We start from the raw sequence: 20,656 nt of genomic DNA, 5'->3' as shown, positions 1-20,656 counted from the left end.
CTTATTTATCTTTTTTGCCATTGTGAAGTTCGGTTACGAAGCGCTTTCGTTCCCCATTCATATACAACTCTTACTACAATATTTGTAACAACAATAAGTACACTCATTGCAGCTGCTGGTGCTACATTTCCTGCATCATCCATGTTTACAATTGATACAGCAGCTAGTTTAAAATCAGCTGCGTATAGGAATACGACTGCCGAAACAGTTACCATTGAATTTACGAAGTAGTACATTACCATTTCTAAAATCGCCGGTAAACACATCGGTACCGTTACACGAAAGAATGTTTTATAAAACGGAATTCCCATCGACTGTGAAACAAGTTCAAACTCTCGATCTAATTTCTTTAAAGCTGTCGTTGCCGTAACAAATGTTACAGAATAAAAATGAATGATATTGACTAGTACGAGCACAGCGATTGTTCCGTATAGAGAATGAAACGGATTCGTTACGGAAAGTCCAAAGATTTGTATGGTTGGTTGACTAAAGAAGAAGACATAGCCTAACCCAAGTACTAAACCTGGTATCGCTAAAGGGACGATAGAGAAAAAGTAACCTGCTTTTCGGAAAAATTGTAGCTGATCTATTTTCTCAATCGCATAAGCGAACATAAATGTTAAAACCGCTCCAATAACCGCTGTGATTGCTGAAACAATTACGCTGTTTTTAAACGCTTCAAGTCCATCTCCTGTTAAACTAGAAAAGTTAAAATGCTCAAATGTAAAGCTCATATTATATGGCCATACTTTCACACTTGCTGCAATACCAACTGCCACAAATAATAGAATGATCATAAGCGTTACTACGCTACAATATACGAATGAAATAACATCTCGTTTCTTATTATTTATTATTCTGTAAGGTACTGATTTGGAAGATAAGAGATTCGCCTGCTTTCTTTGCGTAATACGATCAACTGCAAATGCAAATATAGCAGGGATTAATAAAATCATTCCGACAGTTGCACCCATCGGCATATTTTGTTGCCCAATTACTTGCTTATATACATCAGTAGCAAGTACATTATATTGTCCACCAACAATTTTTGGTGCCCCAAAATCAGTGAAACTAAGTGTAAACACAACGAACATCGCACTAATTAATCCGTACTTTACACTAGGTAAAGTAACAGTGAAAAATTGCTTTGTTTTACTCGCTCCTAACATATTAGAAGCTTCATATAAACGATAATCAGAGCCTTGAAAAGCAATTAATAATATAAGAAATGCTTGTGGAAATGTATACATGACTTCAGCCATTACAATTCCTACTGGTCCATATAAAGGGATTTGTATCCCTTCAAACAAACCAAACATTCCTTTCGTTACTAACCCTTGATTACCAAATAAATATGTCAGTGCGATACCGTGCATCATCGTTGGTGCGAACAGTGGTAACAACGCGACATATTGAAATACACGCTTTCCAAACACATTCGTACGAGCAATTGCATAGGCGTAAGCGAAAGCGAGTGTCACTGCAATAATTGTTGTCGCGCCCGAAATCCATATCGTATTTTGTAATGATTGAACTAGCGTTGGTGTTGTGAAATATTTACTGAAATTCGCAACACCAATGAAAGCTCCATCTTTATCGTAAAAAGCTTGTGTAAACAATTGTAATAGAGGTAATACAAGCATGATCAAAAAAGCAAGAAGCATACCAATAATTAATAGTCTTTGTATCCACTCTTCTTTACCAATACGTCTCTTAATCTTTTTTTTCGTACTTTCTACCTTGAAATTTTCTAACATCTCCATCTATACAATGACCTTCTTTCCATATGACAACATATGATTTTCTGAGAAAGAGATTTGAATCGGCTTTCCTTTTCTAATAGCGGTTTTTTCTACTTCTGATGCCAATATATCCACTACAATTTTCTCGTTATAAAGATGTGTTTTCTCTTCTACGACTCGCACTTCTGTCCGATATACAGATCCACGAAATTCCATGCTTTCCACAACCGTTTTAATCCCATCATTTTGTACAATTGTTACATGTTCAGGACGAATTGCATGTTCTTCATTATTTTTCGAAAAGAAATTAATAGAACCAATAAAATCTGCCACAAACGGATTGGCTGGTCTTTGATAAATCTCCTCTGGTGTTCCAATCTGCATAATTTCCGCATGATTCATTACAACAATTTTATCAGCCATCGTTAATGCCTCTTCTTGATCATGCGTGACCATAATAGTTGTTACTCCTACTTTTTCTTGCAAATCACGCATTTCTCTACGTAACTTTTCACGTACTTTTGCATCTAAAGCAGATAACGGCTCATCCAGTAACAAAATATCCGGAGACAGAGCGAGTGCACGTGCAAGTGCCACTCGCTGCTGTTGTCCACCAGACATTTGAGCAGGATATTTATCTTTTACATTCAGTAAATCAACTAGTTCCAACGCCTCTAGCGCTTTCTCTTTTACTTCTGCTTTTCCATATTTTTTTGTCTTTAAGCCGTATTCAATATTTTCAAGTGCTGTTAAATTCGGAAATAATGCATACGATTGAAACACCATTCCGAAGTTCCTCTTTCCAGGAGGTAATGCTGTAATATCTTTTCCATTCACAGCTATACTACCTGTTGTTGCCTCTTCTAGCCCTGCTAAAATTCGAAGCAATGTCGTTTTCCCACAACCACTTGGGCCTAATAAACATACAAACTCATTTTTTTTCACAGTAAAAGAAATATCTTTTAACGCTGTAAATGCATCAAACTGTTTTTGAATGTGTTGAATTGATAAATATTCGCTCATTTTTTCTCTCTCCCACTCACTTACTTTTTCGGTTCTGCTTTTTGGCCAAACTCTTTTTCCCATTTTTCTAAAATTTTGTCGCGATTTTCTGCTGCCCATTTAAAGTCATTCTTTTTGTATAACTTTTCTGTTACATCTTTAGGGAATCCATCTGGAAGTTTATAATCATTTTTAATTGTCGCAAATCCATTTTTCTCGAAGTATAACTTCATTACATCATCAGTAATTGCCCAATCTAAAAATGCTTGCGCTAATTTTTCATTTTTTGCATTATCTTTTTTAATAAGTGCGTTCGCTTCTACTTCCCATCCTAATCCTTCTTTCGGCAATACAACTTCAACTGGTGCACCTTTTTGTTTCTCTTTCAAAGCACTATAAACCATCGATACGCCCACTGGATATTCACCCGCGCCTGCTAATTTCGCTGGTTTTGATCCTGAGTGAGTATAAGTTGCCATATTATCATGAAGTTTCTTCATGTAATCCCAGCCTTTATCTTCACCCATAATTTGTAACCATGCAGAAACTGTTAAAAATCCTGTTCCAGAAGAAGCCGGATGTGGCATAACAAGTGTTCCTTTATATTCTGGTTTCGTTAAGTCTTCGTATGATTCTGGCATCGGTAAATTTTTCTTCTTTAATTCTTCTTTATTTACAGCAATCCCTGTCATAAATGCCGTATTACCTACCCATTTTTCTGGTTGCTTATCATCTTTAAATTGCGGAAGAACACGATCTGCTCCTTTTGGAGAGTATCCTTTTAACATATCTTTTTTATCTAAAGCTAGTAGACTAGACGCTGCTGTTCCCCATACAACATCTGCTTGTGTATTTTTTCCTTCAGCTAGCAATTTCGCTGTAATAACTCCAGTTGAATCACGAACAATGTTCAGTTTTACATCTGGATACTTCTGTTTAAAAGAATCAAGATAAATTGGTACAAGTTCTTCTTCAATCGCTGTGTAAACAGTCAATGATCCAGATAATTTATCATCTTTCACTTTTGCCCCAGCACTTTCTTCTTTCTTTGCACCACACCCCATTAATAACGAAAATACCATTCCAGTTGCTACAGCTTTAAAGATTGTTTTTTTCACTGTCTCTCTCTCCTTTTATAAATCTTATGTACAACTCAAATATAAACAACTAGTGTAAAAGCAGTATTAAACCAACATTAATCTTTTGTTTGTTGTTTGTTTTTGTGTAATACGTTGCTACTTCTATGTTTTTTCGCATTTTTCTGCTAATAATGAACATTAAATTTACAAATAATTAAAAAAACATTTATAATCCCACAAAAAAATGAGGCGTTTGTAAAAAACGCCTCATTTTTGTTTACCTTTTTTTGAATTACGATTTGCATACTTCGCGCTATTTTCTCCTTCATACTCTAATGCAAATTCTGCATCCGGTAAGCTTTCTTTCGGAGTTTTATTATTGTTGATTGCCGCATTTTGTTTCACTTTTCTTTTTACCAATACCTTCACCTGCTCTCAAGGATTCACTTTCTACTCTAGTTTGAAGCAAGCTGAAATAATTATTACTGGCAAGTGTTAACAAGTACATAAGAGCCGCTAGATGGAAATACTACCTATGAAGAAATCATTATAAAAAGGAGCGATTATTATGAAGAAGAAAGATAAAATTCAGTCACCAATTTTAGATGAAACGCTCCCGCATCAAATGAATTTCCCATCTTTTAAAGGAACAGGGAAGAAGATGCAACAACCTTTCATAAATCAATATGACGTCGTAATTGGAGACAGTAAATATGATTCCGAAAATAGTCCACTTCACAATTGGAGTGATGAAGTAGATCCTGCCATTATGGCTGGAGAAGAATGGATCCATCCTACAAATGATATTGGGTGGATTTCAGAAGAAAATCAAGAGTTGCTAAAAAAAGAAGGAAATAATAAGAAGGACGCTTTTATGCATCCGCAATTTGGCATTAACGACTAAAAAACCATTCTACCTAACGTAGGTAGAATGGTTTCATATTATCCAATAATAATTCTCTCTTTCGGGTATTTATAGCGAGGTGGCTGTTCTCTTCCACCACTAGCTAGTATAAATGTTAAAATACCGACACGCCCGATAAACATAAGTACAATGAGTACAAGTTTACCAACCGTTGTTAAATCTGGCGTAATACCTGTCGATAGGCCTGTCGTCCCGAAAGCCGAACACACTTCAACAATTAAACTCATAAGCGGTACGTTTTCCGTAATGGATAAAATAAATAGCGCTGTGGCACATAATAAAATCCCCATCGTCATAACGACAGATGCTTTCAGCACGTCCTCTTCATGTAGCTGACGTTTGAAGACTCTAACCGTTCTTCCGCCTCTTGCGAAAGTGTATAACGATAATATGCTAACAGCAAATGTTGTTGTACGTATTCCGCCCCCAACCGAACTTGGAGATGCTCCTATAAACATTAATATACTCATAAATAAAAGCGTCGGTTGTGACAATTCACGTATATCCATTGTAGCCAGTCCACCACTTCGCGTCGTCACAGATTGGAATAATGTATAGAAAACTGTTTCATGCCATGATTTCCCTGCTAAAAAATGATTTCGTTCTAGTAAAAAAATCATGATTGTTCCCACGACAACGAGCGCAAAGAATGTTGTTGTCGTCAATTTTGTAAATAATGAAAAGCGAAATAGTTGCTGTTTCCTTTTACTAAGGAATTGTTTCACTTCCATTAATACAGGGAAACCAATTGCTCCTAAAATAATAAGCAACATATGAATCATTTGAACAATGTAATCTTTTTTATACGGAATTAGTGATTGTCCTGTTAAATCAAATCCGCCGTTCGTAGTTGCACTAACAGCCGCAAAGAAACCGTGAAAATAAGCTTCTTGCCAAGTTGGAAAGTAAAGTAAGAATCTTGTACCTAATAATATTGCTCCAATAAGTTCTATCGAAATAATTACAATTAAAATAGAACGCATCAATTCTACAAGGCCTGATAAATTGCCTTGATTATGGTCTGCCATAATGAGCCTTCTTCTCTGCAAACCAATCTTTTTCCCTGTTATAATCCAAACGAACGTACCAAGTGCCATAATTCCTAAGCCGCCTAATTGTAAAATAAGGGCTAACATAATAATTCCTGCCGTAGTAAATGTATCTGAAATCGTAACAACAGACAATCCCGTAACACTTACCGCACTAACAGATGTAAAGAGGGCATCGATAAATGTCCATTTCACACCAGCCTTCGTAACAAACGGGAAACTAAGCAATATCACCGATACAACTACTGCTAATAAATAAAACAAAACAATGAGTTGTACAGGACGTAATTTTTGTAAAAACTTTTTTATATCTCTCATTCCATCACTTCGCTACCTTTTTTCTATCGATTAAATAAAGAAAAATCTTCACTTTCTTTATTTGTAAATAACTGCTCAAATAATTTGGCAAATACCATTCCATACACAGTTCCATTACCTCCATACGGTAATGCGTAAAACAAATTATGTATCTTTTTGTCTTCTTTTAAAATAGGGAGACCATCATGACTACCACCAAATGCTGCCGCCCAATAGTAGTCTGCCTGTATATTCTTATACTGCGGGAACATCTCTTTTACAATGTTAATAAGGAGATCACGCTTATGCAATAATTTCGTATCACCGATTGTTTGAATTTGCATCGCTGCATCTAATCCACCTACAATAATACGGTTTTCATACGTTCGAAAATATAAGTAAGGCCGTGCTGTTTCCCAAATTAATGATTGTTCATGCCAGCCTTCAAATGAATCTACCTTATTTGTCACAACTGCATATGATGTTTCCACTGTTGTATTTTTTTCTTTCTTTCCGAAAAGTGCTTCATAACCTGTCGCCATAATAATATTCTTTGCTACAATTTGATTTCCTGTTTTCGTGTAACAAATTAAATCATTTTGGCGTTTTTTTATATGTACAGCCTCTGTATGCTCATGTATAGTAGCACCCATTTGATTTGCTTTATGCAAAAGGCTATGCGCTAATAAATACGGATTCACCTCGGCATCACCATGCGTATATAACGCTGCTTGTTTTGTGAATGAATACTTCTTCATCATATGTGAATCGGTAAAATATTCAACCGGGAATCCATAATGGCGTAACGTATTATATTCTTCTTGTAAAAACGATACGTCCTCATTGCTACTTGCATAATACAAACTACTTCGCGGAATAAACTGGGGATCAATATCGAGAGTCGGTACAACTTGCTCCATTGTCCGTAACGCTTCGTAACAAAGCTTATATGCTCGTACCCCTTTTTTTTCACCAAATGTATGGATCAGTGAGGTTAACGATTTATCATGAAGAAATTGGAGTAAACCTGTATTAGCAACTGTGCTACCACATGCGATTGCTCTTTTTTCAATGAGCGTAACACGCATTCCAATTTTCGCTAACGAATACGCTATATGAGCACCTGCTTCTCCGCTTCCAACTATAAGCACATCACATATCATATCATTTTCTAATGATGGATAACAAGGTATAGAAACTCCTGTATTCCAAAACAACTTACCAGTCATAAGTTTCATAATTATACTCCTAAAATATAAATTTCTCCTTTCTATGTTTTGTTATTTCCCATAAAAAAATCCAACTAACATACGCTAGTTGGATTTTTTTATTTTTAATTAGAACGCTCCTCCAGCCAATTTCCAACCGTCGGATATGTTTGTTTTACCGCTGTTCCACCGTAAACGATCGACATATGTCCCGTTGGTAAACATACATATTGTTTATCTGTACTAGAAATATGATCTAGCAACGCTTCTACTTGGCATGGCAGTGCGATATGATCACGTTTCGCAGAAATATTTAAGACATTCGCCTTAATATTTGCAAGGTCTACCTTTTGTCCGCGAATAACGAGTTCACCTTTCACTAATTTATTATTTTGATAAAAATCGCGAATCCATTGTCTATACGATTCACCTGGGAATGGGATACCGTCACCAACCCACTTTTGAACTAATTTCCAGCTTTCGACGAAGCGCTCATTTTCTGAACGATCGAGTAAAGCGACATATGGACCTACAAAGTTTGTGATTGGTTTTAACATCTTATTTCCGAAATCAATCATTTCTGGCGGAATATTTCCGAATGTATCAACCGCTTTATCTAAATTGAAATATTTCTCATCTAATAAAGGACCGTATAATCCTGTTTCAGAGAAATCAAAAGGACTTGTCATAAAGATTAAGTTACGAATTGGCATGTGTGGATGAAGTGCTGCATAAATAGAAGTTAGCGTTCCACCCATGCAATAACCAAGTAAAGAAATCTCGTCCGATTTCGCAGTTCGCATTACTTTTTTCACTGCTTTTGCAATATAGTCGAACACGAAATCATCAAATTTCAAATGACTATCTTCTAAACCAAATGTGCCCCAATCAAGCATATACACATCAAAACCACGATCTACTAAATATTCCACTAAACTATTTCCTGGAGTTAAATCCATAATATACGGCTTATTAATAAGCGCGTATATTAATAGGATTGGAACTCGCTGTGTTTTTTCTTGTTTTGGAATGTAACGATACAGCTTCGTTTTATTCTTCGTCCAAATAACTTCTTTTGGTGTTAAACCAACTTGTGGTTCTGGTTCGCGTAATAAAACTTCGCTCGCTCTTTTCACACGGCGATATGCTTTACGATATTCTTCTGGGTACAACTCCAATTGCTTTTCCCATTCCGTTACGAATGTAGTCATTTTTCTATCTCCTTTTTGGTCGATTTCTTTCTAAAAAAAAGAAGTGCATTCCTGCTATGGATATGCACTTTTTTCTTACTTCATTACATGTATAATCCACCGTTAATGTTTAATTGCTGACCTGTGATATACGCACCGTCACGGCATAGGTATACTACACCTTTTGCAATTTCATCAGCTTGACCAAAACGTTTTTTCGGGATTTTCGCAACGATTTTTTGACGTACTTCTTCTGGTACTTCTGCTACCATTTCAGTATCAATAAATCCTGGGCAAATTGCGTTTACAGTTACATTTGTTTTTGCAAGTTCTAACGCTAATGATTTTGTAAATCCTAACATACCTGCTTTTGCTGCAGAGTAGTTTGTTTGTCCAAATCCACCAGCTTGACCAATAATAGAAGAAATACTAATGATTCTTCCTTCTTCAGCTTCCGTTATGTATGGAAGTACAGCACTTGTCGTATTAAATACGCTGCTTAAGTTCACGTCAATTACGCGCTCCCAATCTTCACGATTTAACTTTTTGAATGTACGATCTCTTGTAATACCAGCATTATTAACAAGGATATCAACTTTACCAAAATGATTCACAGTTTCTTCTACAAGTCGGTTTGCATCTTCTACTTTCGAAACATCCGCTTGAACTGCATAAACGTCATGTCCTTCTTTTCCTAATTCATTTACTAAGTTTTCAGCTGCTTCTTTACTGCTGTTATAGTTAATAACTACTTTTGCTCCCTCTTGTGCTAATGCTACTGTAATTGCTTTTCCAATTCCTTTTGCCCCACCTGTTACGATTGCTACTTTTCCATTTAATTGAACCATTTCTTTTCCCCCTTAAATGAATTTGTGAACGATTGTTATGAATCATTTTGGTACTCATATGAATAGAGTCCATATATTAATTATGTTTCGTTGTTTATACATGAAAAAGAGATTCTCCCTTCCCTTTTACAAGTTATAAACAAACGCTATTATCATTTTTTATTTTCTGGCTTATTCGCAGGCTTTACTTCTTCTTTTACAGGTACTTGTAGTTTCGCTAGTGCTGCATTTTGCTTTTCTAGCAATTCCAGAATTTGATCAACTTTCGTTTCTAATGTGCGAATATCTTGTTTTACTTTCGTAACATCACGCTTTAATGTAGGAGCTTGTCCTAATGAATCCACTTTCTCTTCTAGAACTTCCTCAATGTTATCAACTTTATTTTCTAAGTTGATAACAAGCGTAGCTACTCTAGCAATATCCTCTTTCGTAGGCACATTCACCTGTTCTAAATAACTTTTTGTTGTATCATTTAACGCTTTTTGATAAAACAAATTCAAGTCTAGAACGCTGCCCATCCAAGCAGAATATTCTTCTGTTTTAATTGTTTCATTGAGCGCTTTTCCCCAAAATGTTTCGGTTTGTTCATAAGCATTTTTCCATGCTTGCAATGGATCGAATTTTTGATCAATCACTTCGCCTACACTCCCTTTTTTGTTTTTGAAACAATTCAACCTATTCACTATTTTCTAATATTCTGAATAAAACTTCAAGTCTATATTTTATTTTTCTTTATTTTCCAATAAATGTGTTGACATTAAAAACAGATAGGTGTAAATTGCACTTATAAGCAAAAAATTCCATCTAACTGATTCATGAGGTGATGCACAATCATGCTACATAATGAACCAGAACACCCAGAAAGTTTGGAAAAAAACCAAGCGAAACAACCAAACTCCATGCCCAAAAACTTCTTAGTTCCTTTCTTACTTCTCTGTCTAAAAGACTGGAGTCTTCATGGTTACAAACTCATTCAAATGCTAATGGACATCGGCTTTTCTTCTGTTGACCAAGGTAATGTGTATAGAACATTGCGCAAGTTAGAAAAAGAAAACCTTATTTCTTCTACTTGGGATACAAGCGAAGGCGGGCCAGCGAAACGAATTTATTCTTTAACAGAATATGGAGAGCAATATTTAACAACATGTGCGACTTCTTTTGAACATTATCAAAATATGTTGCGGACGTTTTTTACGTTATACACCAATGCATTCTTTCCATTTTCTACTTCTCCAGAAAAGGATGAAAAGGATTCTTCATCTTCACCTGGTGGTACAGCAGAGTAATCTGCGTTCACAATATGCAAAAAAACATTTGGAGGTCAAACAATGGAAACTAAGCCATACGAATTAGTCGATGCATTTTGGAAAAACTGGTCTCAATCTCTTTCCCTCTTCTCTTCAGCTGGGAAACAATTAGAGCAACTTACTTTAGAAACTTTAAAACAACAACAAGACGCTTTGCATAAATTAACATCAGGAGTAGATGAACTAGAAAAAGAACTACAACAATTCACTGCTCAGTTCAATAACCAATATACAGATTACGTGAAGCAATTAACTGGAAACTCCTTAAATGATCAAATTAACGAGTGGCAAGGGAAATGGAATGAACTTTCTACTCAAATGCACCAACTTACTGTTTCTCCTACGAAAACATCGTTGTCTATTATTACTCAAACTAGCGGTCAATTTGAAGAAACAACAAAACAATTTATTGAACAACAACAAGTACAACGTGAAGAGGTTCAAAAACAGTTAGAAGTTTTTTTGGGAGAGTTCAAGTCCAAACAACTAGAACTCGCAAAGCAGTTCGAGGAAAACTCAAAAAATTTATTTACTTCCATCAAGTAAGAAAAATGTGGGAGCTAACTGCAGCACAAACAAAACTCTTTCTTCCTCCTACTACATCAAGATGGCTGGCATTTTTCGATATGGAAAAGAAGGAGGCCCAAATGAATCCATTTCAAGAAGCACAAACTGTTCCGGAGCTTCGTTATGATGAGATTCAAGTCGGTGATCAAGCATCCCTTACAAAAACGATTACGGATGAGGACGTTATCAATTTTGCAAAATTAACTGGAGATGTGAATCCTATTCATATTTTAGATTCTTTTGCAAAAACGACAATGTTTAAAGAACGTATTGCTCATGGCATGCTCGTTTCCAGTTTCATTTCGACGATTCTTGGAACGAAACTCCCTGGCAAAAACACGATTTATTTATCTCAAAACGTTTCATTCCGTGCTCCTGTCAAAATTGGCGATACACTTCGCGTTGTGGCAGAAGTCATCAAAAAACGTGACGATAAAAAAATCATTACGTTGCAAACAAACATATATAATCAATCAGATGATATTGTCGTGGAAGGTACAGCGACAATACTGAAAAAAGAGTAGCAAATTTGCTACTCTTTTTTCTATCCAATAACTTCTAATCACACCGATTACTTCCGCGTATGAGTACTTCGTTTCCACATAAAATAACGTTACCAGTTCAGATAAGTACTTAGCTGAACTGGACTACTCATAAGGATGTGTATCAACATGGTAAAAACAAACAAATTACTAGTTCCAGGTGCAGAACAAGCGCTTGAACAATTTAAATATGAAATTGCACAAGAATTCGGTGTTAGCTTAGGTTCTAATACAGCATCTCGTTCTAACGGTTCAGTTGGCGGTGAAGTAACGAAACGACTGGTTGCTTTAGCTCAACAACAATTACGTGGATAATACTATAACATATGGCTTAGAGGCAGATATTCTCTGCCTCTTTCTATTTTTAACATACATAATTGTGTTTTTTCACATACTAGTAAGAGCAAACTGAAAGGAACGATACGTGACATGAAACGGATTAACATTCGCATGAGTCCTCCCCGTGTTCTTACTTTATCTTTTATTATGTTATCCATTATCGGTACATGCTTATTAAAGCTACCAATTGCTACAACAACATCTATTTCATGGCTCGATGCTTTATTTACAACCGTTTCTGCTTGTACGGTTACAGGGCTTGGTGTTGTGGATACGGGGAAAGTATTTACCTTATTTGGCCAATGTGTCATTTTAACGCTTATACAAGTGGGCGGGCTTGGCATTATGAGCTTTGCCGTTTTAATTGCGATTATGCTCGGCAGAAAAATTGGTCTTCAAAACCGAATTTTACTGCAACAAGCGTTAAATCAAACGAACATTGGTGGTGTCATTCGTCTTGCCAAAGCATTATTTTTATTCTCTTTTACAGTCGAATGTATCGCTACTTTGATTCTTTCTTTTGAATGGGTACCAAAATACGGTATTGCTAAAGGGATCTATTATAGCTTTTTTCATTCAATCTCTGCTTTTAACAATGCTGGTTTTTCTGTGTGGAGCGATAATTTAATGTCCCATTCTCATAGCATTCTTGTCAATCTCGTTATTTCTTCCCTTATTATTTTAGGAGGGATTGGTTTTACAGTAATTATAGATATAAAAAGAAAGAAAAATTTTAAAAACCTTACATTACACTCAAAACTTATGCTCTCTTCTACTCTAATCGTCAATATTATTGCGACTATTTTTATTTTCATATTCGAGTTCCACAATTCTCTTTCTATGAGAGGATTTACCCCCTTTGAAGAAGGAATGGCCGCTTATTTCCAGGCGGTTTCAACGCGTACTGCCGGGTTTAATACAGTTGATATTTCTGCATTATCAAAGCCTTCCCTACTATTAATGATGCTCCTTATGTTTATTGGCGCTGGTAGTGCTTCAACCGGTGGTGGAATTAAGTTAACAACCTTTTTAATCATGTTTTTTGGGGTATTTAAATTTTTACAAGAACAAGATGATATTGTAGTGTTTAAAAAATCTATTAAAGATACTCTCATTGTCAAATCATTGACCATCACTATTATTTCCATTTCATTTATCTTTTTTGCTATTTTAATTTTAAGTATTACTGAGCGAGTTCCTCTATTGATGAGTGCTTTCGAAGTATTTTCGGCATTTGGGACTGTCGGTCTTAGTATGAATTTCACACCACACTTAACTATGATCGGAAAAGCTATTATCATCTTTATGATGTTTTTCGGGAAAATGGGACCTTTAACATTGGCTTTTTCTTTTGCACGTAAAAAGAACCGAAAAATAAAATATCCGAATGAAGATATTTTAACAGGTTGACAACCGTATAAATTATCCATATAATGAGAGTACAATAGCATATCTCCAAAGGGGAGTAGCGTCCAAGAATATTTCTTGGAAACAAAGTCGTCATTACGTAGAACTTAGTTCTTCCGGCTTTGTTGGCATTTTCATTACATATGTCTAGCAAGACCTTTGCCTATTAACGGCAGAGGTCTTTTTTGTATTCATTACCAAATTCTTCCAAAATTAATAGGCAGGAGTATGGGGAAACTAAATAGTGGGGAAATTCTTCACTTATTTAGTACTTATTGAAATGAGAGGAGAATGTACATGGATGTATCATTATTATTGGAGTATGGTTGGGTATTACTCATCCTAATTGCACTAGAGGGAATTTTAGCAGCTGATAACGCTCTTGTTCTTGCAATTATGGTAAAACATTTACCAGAAGAAAAACGAAAGAAAGCACTATTTTACGGATTAGCGGGGGCATTTGTTTTCCGTTTCGGATCATTATTTATGATTTCGTTCCTAGTCGACGTATGGCAAGTGCAAGCAATCGGTGCTATTTACCTTATGTTTATCGCTGGTAATCACTTATTTAAAACGTATGTTAAAAAGAATACGGATGAAGAATCAGAAGAAAAAGAAGCAAAGAAAAAACAAGAGAACTTTTGGTGGACTGTATTTAAAGTTGAGGTTGCTGATATCGCCTTCGCAGTTGATTCAATTTTAGCTGCTGTTGCATTAGCAATGACTTTACCGAAAACAGGATTAGGTACAATTGGTAGTCTTGATACTGGGCAATTCGTTGTTATCTTTGTAGGTGGACTTATCGGATTAATCATTATGCGATTTGCAGCAACTGCTTTCGTACAAATCTTAAAACGTAAGCCAGGACTTGAAACTGCTGCATTCTTGATTGTAGGTTGGGTTGGTGTGAAACTAGCAGTCTATACATTAGCACACCCTGCATTAAATGTAATTCCGCATTCATTCCCAGAATCTACGCTATGGAAGCTTACATTCTGGATTGTATTAGTTGGAATCGCAGTTTGTGGTTGGTTCTTCTCGAAAGAAGTAGAAGTAAAAGTAGAAAAGAATTTAGACGAAAAAGCGCTGTAATTACAGCGCTTTTTCTTTTTTCATTCCTCCTTCTCAGTGTCCAGAAAAATTTCTATTATACTATCTTTTGTAAACGTTTTCTTAATGTATGTATGTCCTTTTTGTGAAATATTGCACAAACTTATTGAAACTACGACCGAATCCATGTACTTTATTCATATAAGGAGTATTTATAGATGATGTATTAAAGGAGCGTATTACTCATGCTAGAACAAGGATTAGATTATGTTGTCAAACTGGCTAAGAGCAAAAAACAAATGCTAGATACAAACCCGATGCAATATTTCATTCGTGCCGCACTTGCGGGTATTTATATCGGTTTTATTATTGTACTATGTTTTAAATTAGGTAATTTCTTTCACATTGCAGATTCACCAGCTACTTATTTAGCTGCTTCTATGTTTTTCGGAATTGCCCTCGTACTTATTATATATGGCGGCGCTGAATTGTTTACTGGAAACACAATGTACTTCACTGTAGCAACTTTAAGAAAAGAAACAACGATTTCTGATACACTTCGTAACTGGGTCGCTTGTTATGCAGGGAATTTAGCTGGAGCATTATTCTTTGCCTTACTATTTTATGCAACTGGAATTTTCGAAGCAATTGATCACGGTCATTTCATGAATAAAGTAGTAGAAGGAAAAATGAATACACCTACAATGCAATTATTCTTTAAAGCAATTTTATGTAACTGGCTTGTATGTCTTGCGTGTTTCTTACCTTCTCAAGTGAAAGGTGATACAGCAAAAATTATGATGATGATGCTACTCGTTTTCACATTCTTCTTATCTGGTTACGAGCATAGCATTGCAAATTTATCACTGTTTGCTTTATCTTTAGTTTCACCGCATCCGGAGACAATTTCTTTTGCAGGTGCTATTCATAACTTAATTCCAGTTACAATCGGTAACATTATTGGCGGGTCTGTATTTGTCGGTATGGTTTACCATTACTTAACAAAGAAAGCACCTGACGTGAAACAAGAAGAAACTGAATTAGTAGCAGCTCAACAAGAAGAAATCATTCCGTTGCAAGCTCATATGAAACATTAAAAACTCCAAAGTTTACTTTGGAGTTTTTAGCTCCCAACATATTTAACAACAAAGTGAGGATTAATTTCCCCTTCTTCCTTTCCCTTATTAATCCTCTGTTTCATCTTGTGCATACCGATGACATCATTCGTATGAAGGTGCATTTCATTTACATATAAACCCTCTTTACAAAAAGCCTCTACAAAATCTAATCCATTTTTTTCTCCCCAACCCATGTTAAAATCAAGGGAAAGAATATTTACCTCATAATCCCGAACCATTTGCAAAGCACATTCTACTGTAGTGGCGGGTACATACCCGTACGGACAACTTCTTTGATCATCCATATATACATTCACATTCTATCCCCTCTCTATTTTGCATATGCGACCAGCATGTAACATATTGCCCCAAGGCTAATAAAAGGACCAAACGGAATTTGGCTCCTCATTTTCATACGTTTTAATACTATAGCAGCTCCAAAGAAACAAAGACTAAAGCAAGATGCTAAAAATAAAATCATAAAAATCCCTTTCAGTCCCACTATAAATCCAAGTAGCGAAAGTAATTTTATATCCCCTCCACCCAGCCCTTCTGGATATATCTTTTGCATGCAATATAACAAAATGAATATAACACCACTACCAACTATACTATCTGTCCAAGTGACTAACGGTACAAAAATACATTCTAAAATGAGTAAACAGGCAAACCAAGCTAAAATACGATTCGGGATTAACATATATATGTAATCTGTAACTGAAATAATAAGAAGTAATGAAAATAGCGATAAAATGATGATAAGCTCTCGTTCCACCCCAATCATATATACAGTAAGTAGAAATATCATTCCGGTTACAAGTTCAAATACTACGTACAAAATTGAAATCGTCCTCTTACAATTCGTACAACATCCCCTCTGTATACAAAATGAAATGATTGGGATCAATTCTTTTGGCTTTAGCACATACTTACAATAATGACAATGTGAACGCGGGGTAATGATAGACTCACCTAGTGGAACTCTCATCGCAATTACCATAAAAAAAGAACCAAACACCATCCCCGCTAACAATGCATATAAATAAGTGAACATCCCTTCCTCTCCTTTCCAGAAGAACATAGCAAAAAAAGGAGAGAACTTCTACTTCATATTATCTCTATTCTATTAAAAAAGCAGGCCATTTTCTGGCCTGCTTTCCCCTCTTTTATACGATGAAATATACTGCTTTTAATGGTCCATGTACGCCGACAACAAGATTCATTTCAATATCTGCCGAGTTACTAGGCCCTGTAATAAAGTTAATACAAGATGCCACTGTCTCGCCACTTTCTACACGTGTGTTCATATCCTGAACTGCTTGTGTAATACGAGGTACAAGTGTTTCACGTGGAATAATAGCAAAGTATACAGTCGGTAAAAAGTGTAAAGAACGCCCTTGACCTTTATGACTTTGTACAACAATCGTACCAGATTCAGCTAAAGTATAATCACTAAATGCGATTCCAATATTCGCTCTTTCTGCGATACGCATATTCTCTTCTTTTTTCTCAGGATCCCATACATTCACTTCAACATTTTGCTTTGGAAGCTCTTCTTTAAATAACGAAGTCAATCCATAAGAATCAAAACGTTCATCTGCCGATAACATAATAGGTCCCCCGCCGTTTTCCACGATTACTTTTTGAATATCTTCACGTAAACGGTCGTTTGTCGTTTCCACTACAGTTGTATGAATGTTTGTACATTGATTTTTAAATACTTCTAACAATTCTTCTTGTGAATAATCTTTTAGCGTTTCTACATTCACATTACTTTTCCACGCTGGACGCTTTACGCCTTCCGTTTTCCTCTCACGTCCAAGTTCTTTTGCAATATTATCTAGAAAGGACTCACGGTTTTGAATTAATCCTGTCATTATTTGTCCCCGCCTTTCTTATGATCTTTATACCAATCACGGAATCGTTCTTTACTTGGAGCCGGGAATTCACGAATATCTGTCCAGTTTTTAAGTGGCCCAACACCTTTTGATACACGGTTACCAGATGTAAATGGACTCATTGCTGCTGGTGCCATTTTTGATCCCATTTTATATAAAGCAGCTGAAGAAGCACCCATACTAAACATTTTCATTGCTAATTTTTCTGCAAGTGGAGCACGTCCTTCTTGCTCAACAATTACTTGACGATGTTTTAATAATAAATCATGCAATGGTATTTTTACTGGACAAGCTTCTGTACATGCTCCGCATAAACTAGATGCATAAGGAAGCTCTTTGTAATCGTCATATCCGCCTAAAAGTGGAGTTAATACTGCACCGATTGGTCCTGAATATATAGAGCCATATGAATGTCCACCAACGTGACGATATACAGGACATACGTTAACACAAGCAGCACAACGAATACATTGCAATACTGATCGGAATTCCGATCCAAGAATTTGAGATCGGCCATTATCAACAACAACTAAGTGGAATTCTTCAGGTCCATCTACTTCCTCTTCTTGAATTGGTCCCGCTACAGTTACATAACTTGTTAATTTTTGCCCTACTGCACTACGACATAGTAAACCAACTAAAACATCTAATTCTTCCATTGTCGGAACCATACGTTCCATACCCATTACTGCAATTTGAGTTTTGGGAATCGACATAACAAGATCGGCATTACCTTCGTTCGTTACTAAACAAAGAGATCCCGTATTTGCAACAGCGAAGTTACAACCTGTCACACCAATTTCTGCATCCATAAATTTCTCACGAAGTTGTTTACGAACAAACTTTGTCATTTCGTATGGATCATCAGAATTTTCATAGCCAAGTTTTTCTTTAAATACATCACGAATTTGAGCTCTATTTTTATGAAGTGCAGGCGCAATAATATGTGAAGGTGGATCGTTATCTACTTGCAAGATATACTCTCCTAAGTCACTTTCTAACACTTCACAGCCAATCTCTTCAAGGGCATGATTCATACTAATTTCTTCAGTTACCATTGATTTTGATTTTACAACTTTCTTCGCTTGTTTCTTTTTTGCAACGTCTTGAATATACTTTGCTGCTTCCTCTTTCGTTTTCGCAAAGTACACATGTCCGCCTCTTTTTGATACATTTTCACTTAACTGCATTAAGTAATAATCAAGATTTTCTAACGTATGTTGGCGAATTTGTTCACCTAGTTCACGCCACTCTTCCCAATTTCCTAATTCGTCCGCTGCTTTTAAACGATTCGTATATAAGCGCGTTTGTGCAGAAGATACTGCTCCGCGCATAAACGAATCTTGAATTCCATCACCAACGCGATCATTAAATTTTTTCTCACTGATTTTCATAGACATAGCTTATGTTCCCCCTTCATGAGCGACTATTCAGTACCTCAGCAATATGCATTACTTTTATTTCTTTTCCTAAACGCTCAATACGTCCGCCAATGTTTAACAAACACCCACAATCTGCACCGATTAAATAATCAGCACCTGTTTCCATTGCACTATCTACCTTTTCATCTACCATTTGCTCAGAAATTGGAGTCATCTTCACTGAAAACGTTCCCCCAAACCCACAACAATTTTGCTCGTTTGGCAGTTCTCTCACAGTTAATCCTTTGACGTTTGATAATAAAATTCCTGGCGCCTCTTTTACTCCAAGCAGGCGTGTCATATGACAAGATTTATGAATAGTAGCGATACCTGGTAAGCTTGCACCAACATCTGTAACTTTTAAAACATCTACAATAAATTGTGTCAATTCATATGTTTTATCAGCAACCTTTTGTGCACGTTTAGCCCACTTCGGATCATCTTTAAAAACATGCGGATACTCATGAAACATTGTCGCACAAGAACCAGATGGTGTAACGATATATTCTGCATCTTCGAAAGTTTCAATCATATGTTTCATCGCTTCTTTTGCTGCTTCTACATGGCCACTATTATAAGCAGGTTGCCCACAACAAACTTGTGCTTCTGGAAATTCAATTTCACAACCTAAACGCTCCAACACTTCAACTGTTGCTTTGCCGACGTTTGTTTCAAACATATCGACTAAACAAGTAACAAATAAAGTAACTTTCATAACTATTACTCCCCCTTTTTACAACTCCACTAACAAACATATGGTCATCAGATGACTAAGAAAAGAAGAAGTAGGCTCAACCATGGCCTATCCTCTCCCTCTTCTAAAGAAAACGCTTACTTAATCTCTCTCTATTTTATCAAAAAATTTGATTTTTAAAAGATTAAATTACGAATTTATATCGTTTTTACCTGTGACAATATGTTCTACATTTGTTAAATGATCTAGCATTGCTTGCTGCGCTAATTCTACATCTTGCTTTAACACTGCATCATATATAACTTGATGCTCTTCTATAAGTCGTTCTGATGTTGTTTGTTCACCATATAAAATAATGCGTCTCGATTCACCAATCGTTTCAGCAATCATCTCTGAAACGTGATTCATGAGTTCAAGCAAAATGTTGTTATGCGAAGACTCCGCAATTCCCATATGGAACTGAAAATCTGCTTTTTCACCAGCCTTTTCATCTCCAATGCTCTTTGCCATTTCATCTAACCAATGCTTCATATTTTGCAAATTATCTTCCGTACGTTTTGCCGCAGCTGCTCGAACTGCCCCCACTTCAAGCACCTTTCGTACTTCTAATAAGTTCAAAATATCTTCTTTCTTCATTAATAATTTATTGTTTAATGATTTTGTTAATGAAGAAGAATCGAAATTCTTCACATATGTACCTTCTCCTTGTTTCATCTCAATTAGGCCCATTGCTCTTAGCGCACTTAACGCTTCACGAACAGCAGATCTACCAACTTGAAACTGCTCAGCTAATTGATGTACAGGAAGTAGTTTGTCACCAGGTTTTAACGTACCATTTTTAATCATTGTTAAAATAGCTTCAGATACTTCTTCGTAAATTTTTTTCGGTTTAATAGATTTGTACTCCAGTTAAATCACCTCAGTATCTTCCAAACAACAATTGAAACGATTTATAAGAACTTTGCATCATAAC

General features: G+C 35.9%; 23 protein-coding genes and 1 riboswitch. Of the genes, 8 read left to right on the top strand and 15 right to left on the bottom strand.

Annotation, left to right across the window (positions count from 1 at the left end):
* Positions 1 to 5 precede the first annotated feature (5 nt).
* From ACHZK0_RS06760 to ACHZK0_RS06745, 4 genes are all read right to left on the bottom strand, one after another.
* Entirely contained in the window at positions 6 to 1,763 is a 1,758-nt protein-coding gene (locus ACHZK0_RS06760) for a putative 2-aminoethylphosphonate ABC transporter permease subunit (protein ID WP_262740991.1), read from the bottom strand.
* The gene (locus ACHZK0_RS06755) at positions 1,764 to 2,765 is read right to left on the bottom strand and encodes a putative 2-aminoethylphosphonate ABC transporter ATP-binding protein (RefSeq protein WP_061678860.1); all 1,002 of its coding nucleotides are present in this window, start codon (positions 2,763 to 2,765) and stop codon (positions 1,764 to 1,766) included.
* A gap of 20 nt (positions 2,766 to 2,785) precedes the next feature.
* On the bottom strand, positions 2,786 to 3,862 hold the full coding sequence (locus ACHZK0_RS06750) for a putative 2-aminoethylphosphonate ABC transporter substrate-binding protein (protein ID WP_088095647.1): 1,077 nt from the start codon (positions 3,860 to 3,862) through the stop codon (positions 2,786 to 2,788).
* 228 nt (positions 3,863 to 4,090) lie between these two features.
* Positions 4,091 to 4,243, bottom strand: coding sequence for a hypothetical protein (locus ACHZK0_RS06745; RefSeq protein WP_000240799.1), 153 nt, complete (start codon positions 4,241 to 4,243; stop codon positions 4,091 to 4,093).
* Positions 4,244 to 4,391: 148 nt separating this feature from the next.
* On the opposite strand from ACHZK0_RS06745, the gene ACHZK0_RS06740 reads away from it, so the two are divergent.
* Positions 4,392 to 4,727, top strand: a complete 336-nt coding sequence (locus ACHZK0_RS06740; RefSeq protein ID WP_262740989.1) for a DUF3905 domain-containing protein — start codon at positions 4,392 to 4,394, stop codon at positions 4,725 to 4,727.
* A 38-nt stretch (positions 4,728 to 4,765) separates the two neighbouring features.
* Here the strand turns inward: ACHZK0_RS06740 and ACHZK0_RS06735 are convergent, their stop codons facing one another.
* The 5 genes from ACHZK0_RS06735 to phaR all read right to left on the bottom strand — a co-directional run bounded on the left by ACHZK0_RS06735 (position 4,766) and on the right by phaR (position 9,975).
* Positions 4,766 to 6,115 carry a TrkH family potassium uptake protein gene (locus tag ACHZK0_RS06735; protein WP_063261890.1) on the bottom strand — a complete coding sequence of 450 codons (1,350 nt, stop codon included), beginning with the start codon at positions 6,113 to 6,115 and terminating at the stop codon, positions 4,766 to 4,768.
* A gap of 23 nt (positions 6,116 to 6,138) precedes the next feature.
* Complete coding sequence (locus tag ACHZK0_RS06730) at positions 6,139 to 7,332, bottom strand: NAD(P)/FAD-dependent oxidoreductase (protein WP_395761360.1); 1,194 nt, start codon at positions 7,330 to 7,332, stop codon at positions 6,139 to 6,141.
* Positions 7,333 to 7,427: 95 nt separating this feature from the next.
* Positions 7,428 to 8,513, bottom strand: a complete 1,086-nt coding sequence (phaC, locus tag ACHZK0_RS06725) for a class III poly(R)-hydroxyalkanoic acid synthase subunit PhaC (RefSeq protein WP_000206842.1) — start codon at positions 8,511 to 8,513, stop codon at positions 7,428 to 7,430.
* An 83-nt stretch (positions 8,514 to 8,596) separates the two neighbouring features.
* Complete coding sequence (locus tag ACHZK0_RS06720) at positions 8,597 to 9,340, bottom strand: acetoacetyl-CoA reductase (protein WP_000250414.1); 744 nt, start codon at positions 9,338 to 9,340, stop codon at positions 8,597 to 8,599.
* A 152-nt stretch (positions 9,341 to 9,492) separates the two neighbouring features.
* On the bottom strand, positions 9,493 to 9,975 hold the full coding sequence (phaR, locus tag ACHZK0_RS06715; RefSeq protein ID WP_395761359.1) for a polyhydroxyalkanoic acid synthase subunit PhaR: 483 nt from the start codon (positions 9,973 to 9,975) through the stop codon (positions 9,493 to 9,495).
* A 198-nt stretch (positions 9,976 to 10,173) separates the two neighbouring features.
* On the opposite strand from phaR, the gene phaQ reads away from it, so the two are divergent.
* From phaQ to ACHZK0_RS06680, 7 genes are all read left to right on the top strand, one after another.
* Positions 10,174 to 10,626 (top strand): poly-beta-hydroxybutyrate-responsive repressor, encoded by a 453-nt coding sequence (gene phaQ, locus ACHZK0_RS06710; protein WP_000903018.1) that lies wholly within the window; start codon positions 10,174 to 10,176, stop codon positions 10,624 to 10,626.
* 42 nt (positions 10,627 to 10,668) lie between these two features.
* Complete coding sequence (gene phaP, locus ACHZK0_RS06705) at positions 10,669 to 11,193, top strand: polyhydroxyalkanoic acid inclusion protein PhaP (protein WP_061678855.1); 525 nt, start codon at positions 10,669 to 10,671, stop codon at positions 11,191 to 11,193.
* Between the two features lie 101 nt (positions 11,194 to 11,294).
* Positions 11,295 to 11,738, top strand: a complete 444-nt coding sequence (locus ACHZK0_RS06700; RefSeq protein ID WP_001067916.1) for a MaoC family dehydratase — start codon at positions 11,295 to 11,297, stop codon at positions 11,736 to 11,738.
* A 147-nt stretch (positions 11,739 to 11,885) separates the two neighbouring features.
* Positions 11,886 to 12,071 carry an alpha/beta-type small acid-soluble spore protein gene (locus ACHZK0_RS06695; protein WP_000241212.1) on the top strand — a complete coding sequence of 62 codons (186 nt, stop codon included), beginning with the start codon at positions 11,886 to 11,888 and terminating at the stop codon, positions 12,069 to 12,071.
* A 114-nt stretch (positions 12,072 to 12,185) separates the two neighbouring features.
* Complete coding sequence (locus ACHZK0_RS06690) at positions 12,186 to 13,505, top strand: TrkH family potassium uptake protein (RefSeq protein WP_061678854.1); 1,320 nt, start codon at positions 12,186 to 12,188, stop codon at positions 13,503 to 13,505.
* Positions 13,506 to 13,543: 38 nt separating this feature from the next.
* Positions 13,544 to 13,708, top strand: a riboswitch (yybP-ykoY riboswitch).
* A gap of 91 nt (positions 13,709 to 13,799) precedes the next feature.
* Complete coding sequence (locus ACHZK0_RS06685; RefSeq protein ID WP_262740987.1) at positions 13,800 to 14,594, top strand: TerC family protein; 795 nt, start codon at positions 13,800 to 13,802, stop codon at positions 14,592 to 14,594.
* A 203-nt stretch (positions 14,595 to 14,797) separates the two neighbouring features.
* The gene (locus ACHZK0_RS06680; RefSeq protein ID WP_061678852.1) at positions 14,798 to 15,649 is read left to right on the top strand and encodes a formate/nitrite transporter family protein; all 852 of its coding nucleotides are present in this window, start codon (positions 14,798 to 14,800) and stop codon (positions 15,647 to 15,649) included.
* Between the two features lie 26 nt (positions 15,650 to 15,675).
* On the opposite strand, the gene ACHZK0_RS06675 is transcribed toward ACHZK0_RS06680, so the two are convergent.
* From ACHZK0_RS06675 to ACHZK0_RS06650, 6 genes are all read right to left on the bottom strand, one after another.
* Positions 15,676 to 15,987 (bottom strand): cyclic-phosphate processing receiver domain-containing protein, encoded by a 312-nt coding sequence (locus ACHZK0_RS06675; RefSeq protein WP_262740986.1) that lies wholly within the window; start codon positions 15,985 to 15,987, stop codon positions 15,676 to 15,678.
* 14 nt (positions 15,988 to 16,001) lie between these two features.
* Positions 16,002 to 16,724 carry a prepilin peptidase gene (locus tag ACHZK0_RS06670; protein ID WP_262740985.1) on the bottom strand — a complete coding sequence of 241 codons (723 nt, stop codon included), beginning with the start codon at positions 16,722 to 16,724 and terminating at the stop codon, positions 16,002 to 16,004.
* Positions 16,725 to 16,836: 112 nt separating this feature from the next.
* Positions 16,837 to 17,547 carry a LutC/YkgG family protein gene (locus ACHZK0_RS06665; protein WP_262740984.1) on the bottom strand — a complete coding sequence of 237 codons (711 nt, stop codon included), beginning with the start codon at positions 17,545 to 17,547 and terminating at the stop codon, positions 16,837 to 16,839.
* Positions 17,547 to 18,968 carry a LutB/LldF family L-lactate oxidation iron-sulfur protein gene (locus tag ACHZK0_RS06660; RefSeq protein ID WP_000061923.1) on the bottom strand — a complete coding sequence of 474 codons (1,422 nt, stop codon included), beginning with the start codon at positions 18,966 to 18,968 and terminating at the stop codon, positions 17,547 to 17,549. The genes ACHZK0_RS06665 and ACHZK0_RS06660 overlap by 1 nt, the downstream gene beginning before the upstream one ends.
* A gap of 16 nt (positions 18,969 to 18,984) precedes the next feature.
* On the bottom strand, positions 18,985 to 19,704 hold the full coding sequence (locus ACHZK0_RS06655; RefSeq protein WP_061678849.1) for a (Fe-S)-binding protein: 720 nt from the start codon (positions 19,702 to 19,704) through the stop codon (positions 18,985 to 18,987).
* A gap of 168 nt (positions 19,705 to 19,872) precedes the next feature.
* Positions 19,873 to 20,562, bottom strand: a complete 690-nt coding sequence (locus ACHZK0_RS06650) for a FadR/GntR family transcriptional regulator (protein WP_254913065.1) — start codon at positions 20,560 to 20,562, stop codon at positions 19,873 to 19,875.
* Between the last annotated feature and the right edge of the window lie 94 nt (positions 20,563 to 20,656).

The sequence above is a fragment of the Bacillus sp. 3G2 genome, from assembly GCF_044324725.1.
GTDB classification, from domain to species: domain Bacteria; phylum Bacillota; class Bacilli; order Bacillales; family Bacillaceae_G; genus Bacillus_A; species Bacillus_A mobilis.
Note: the sequence above shows the minus strand (reverse complement) of the source record. Positions and strands in the feature narration are given on the sequence as shown.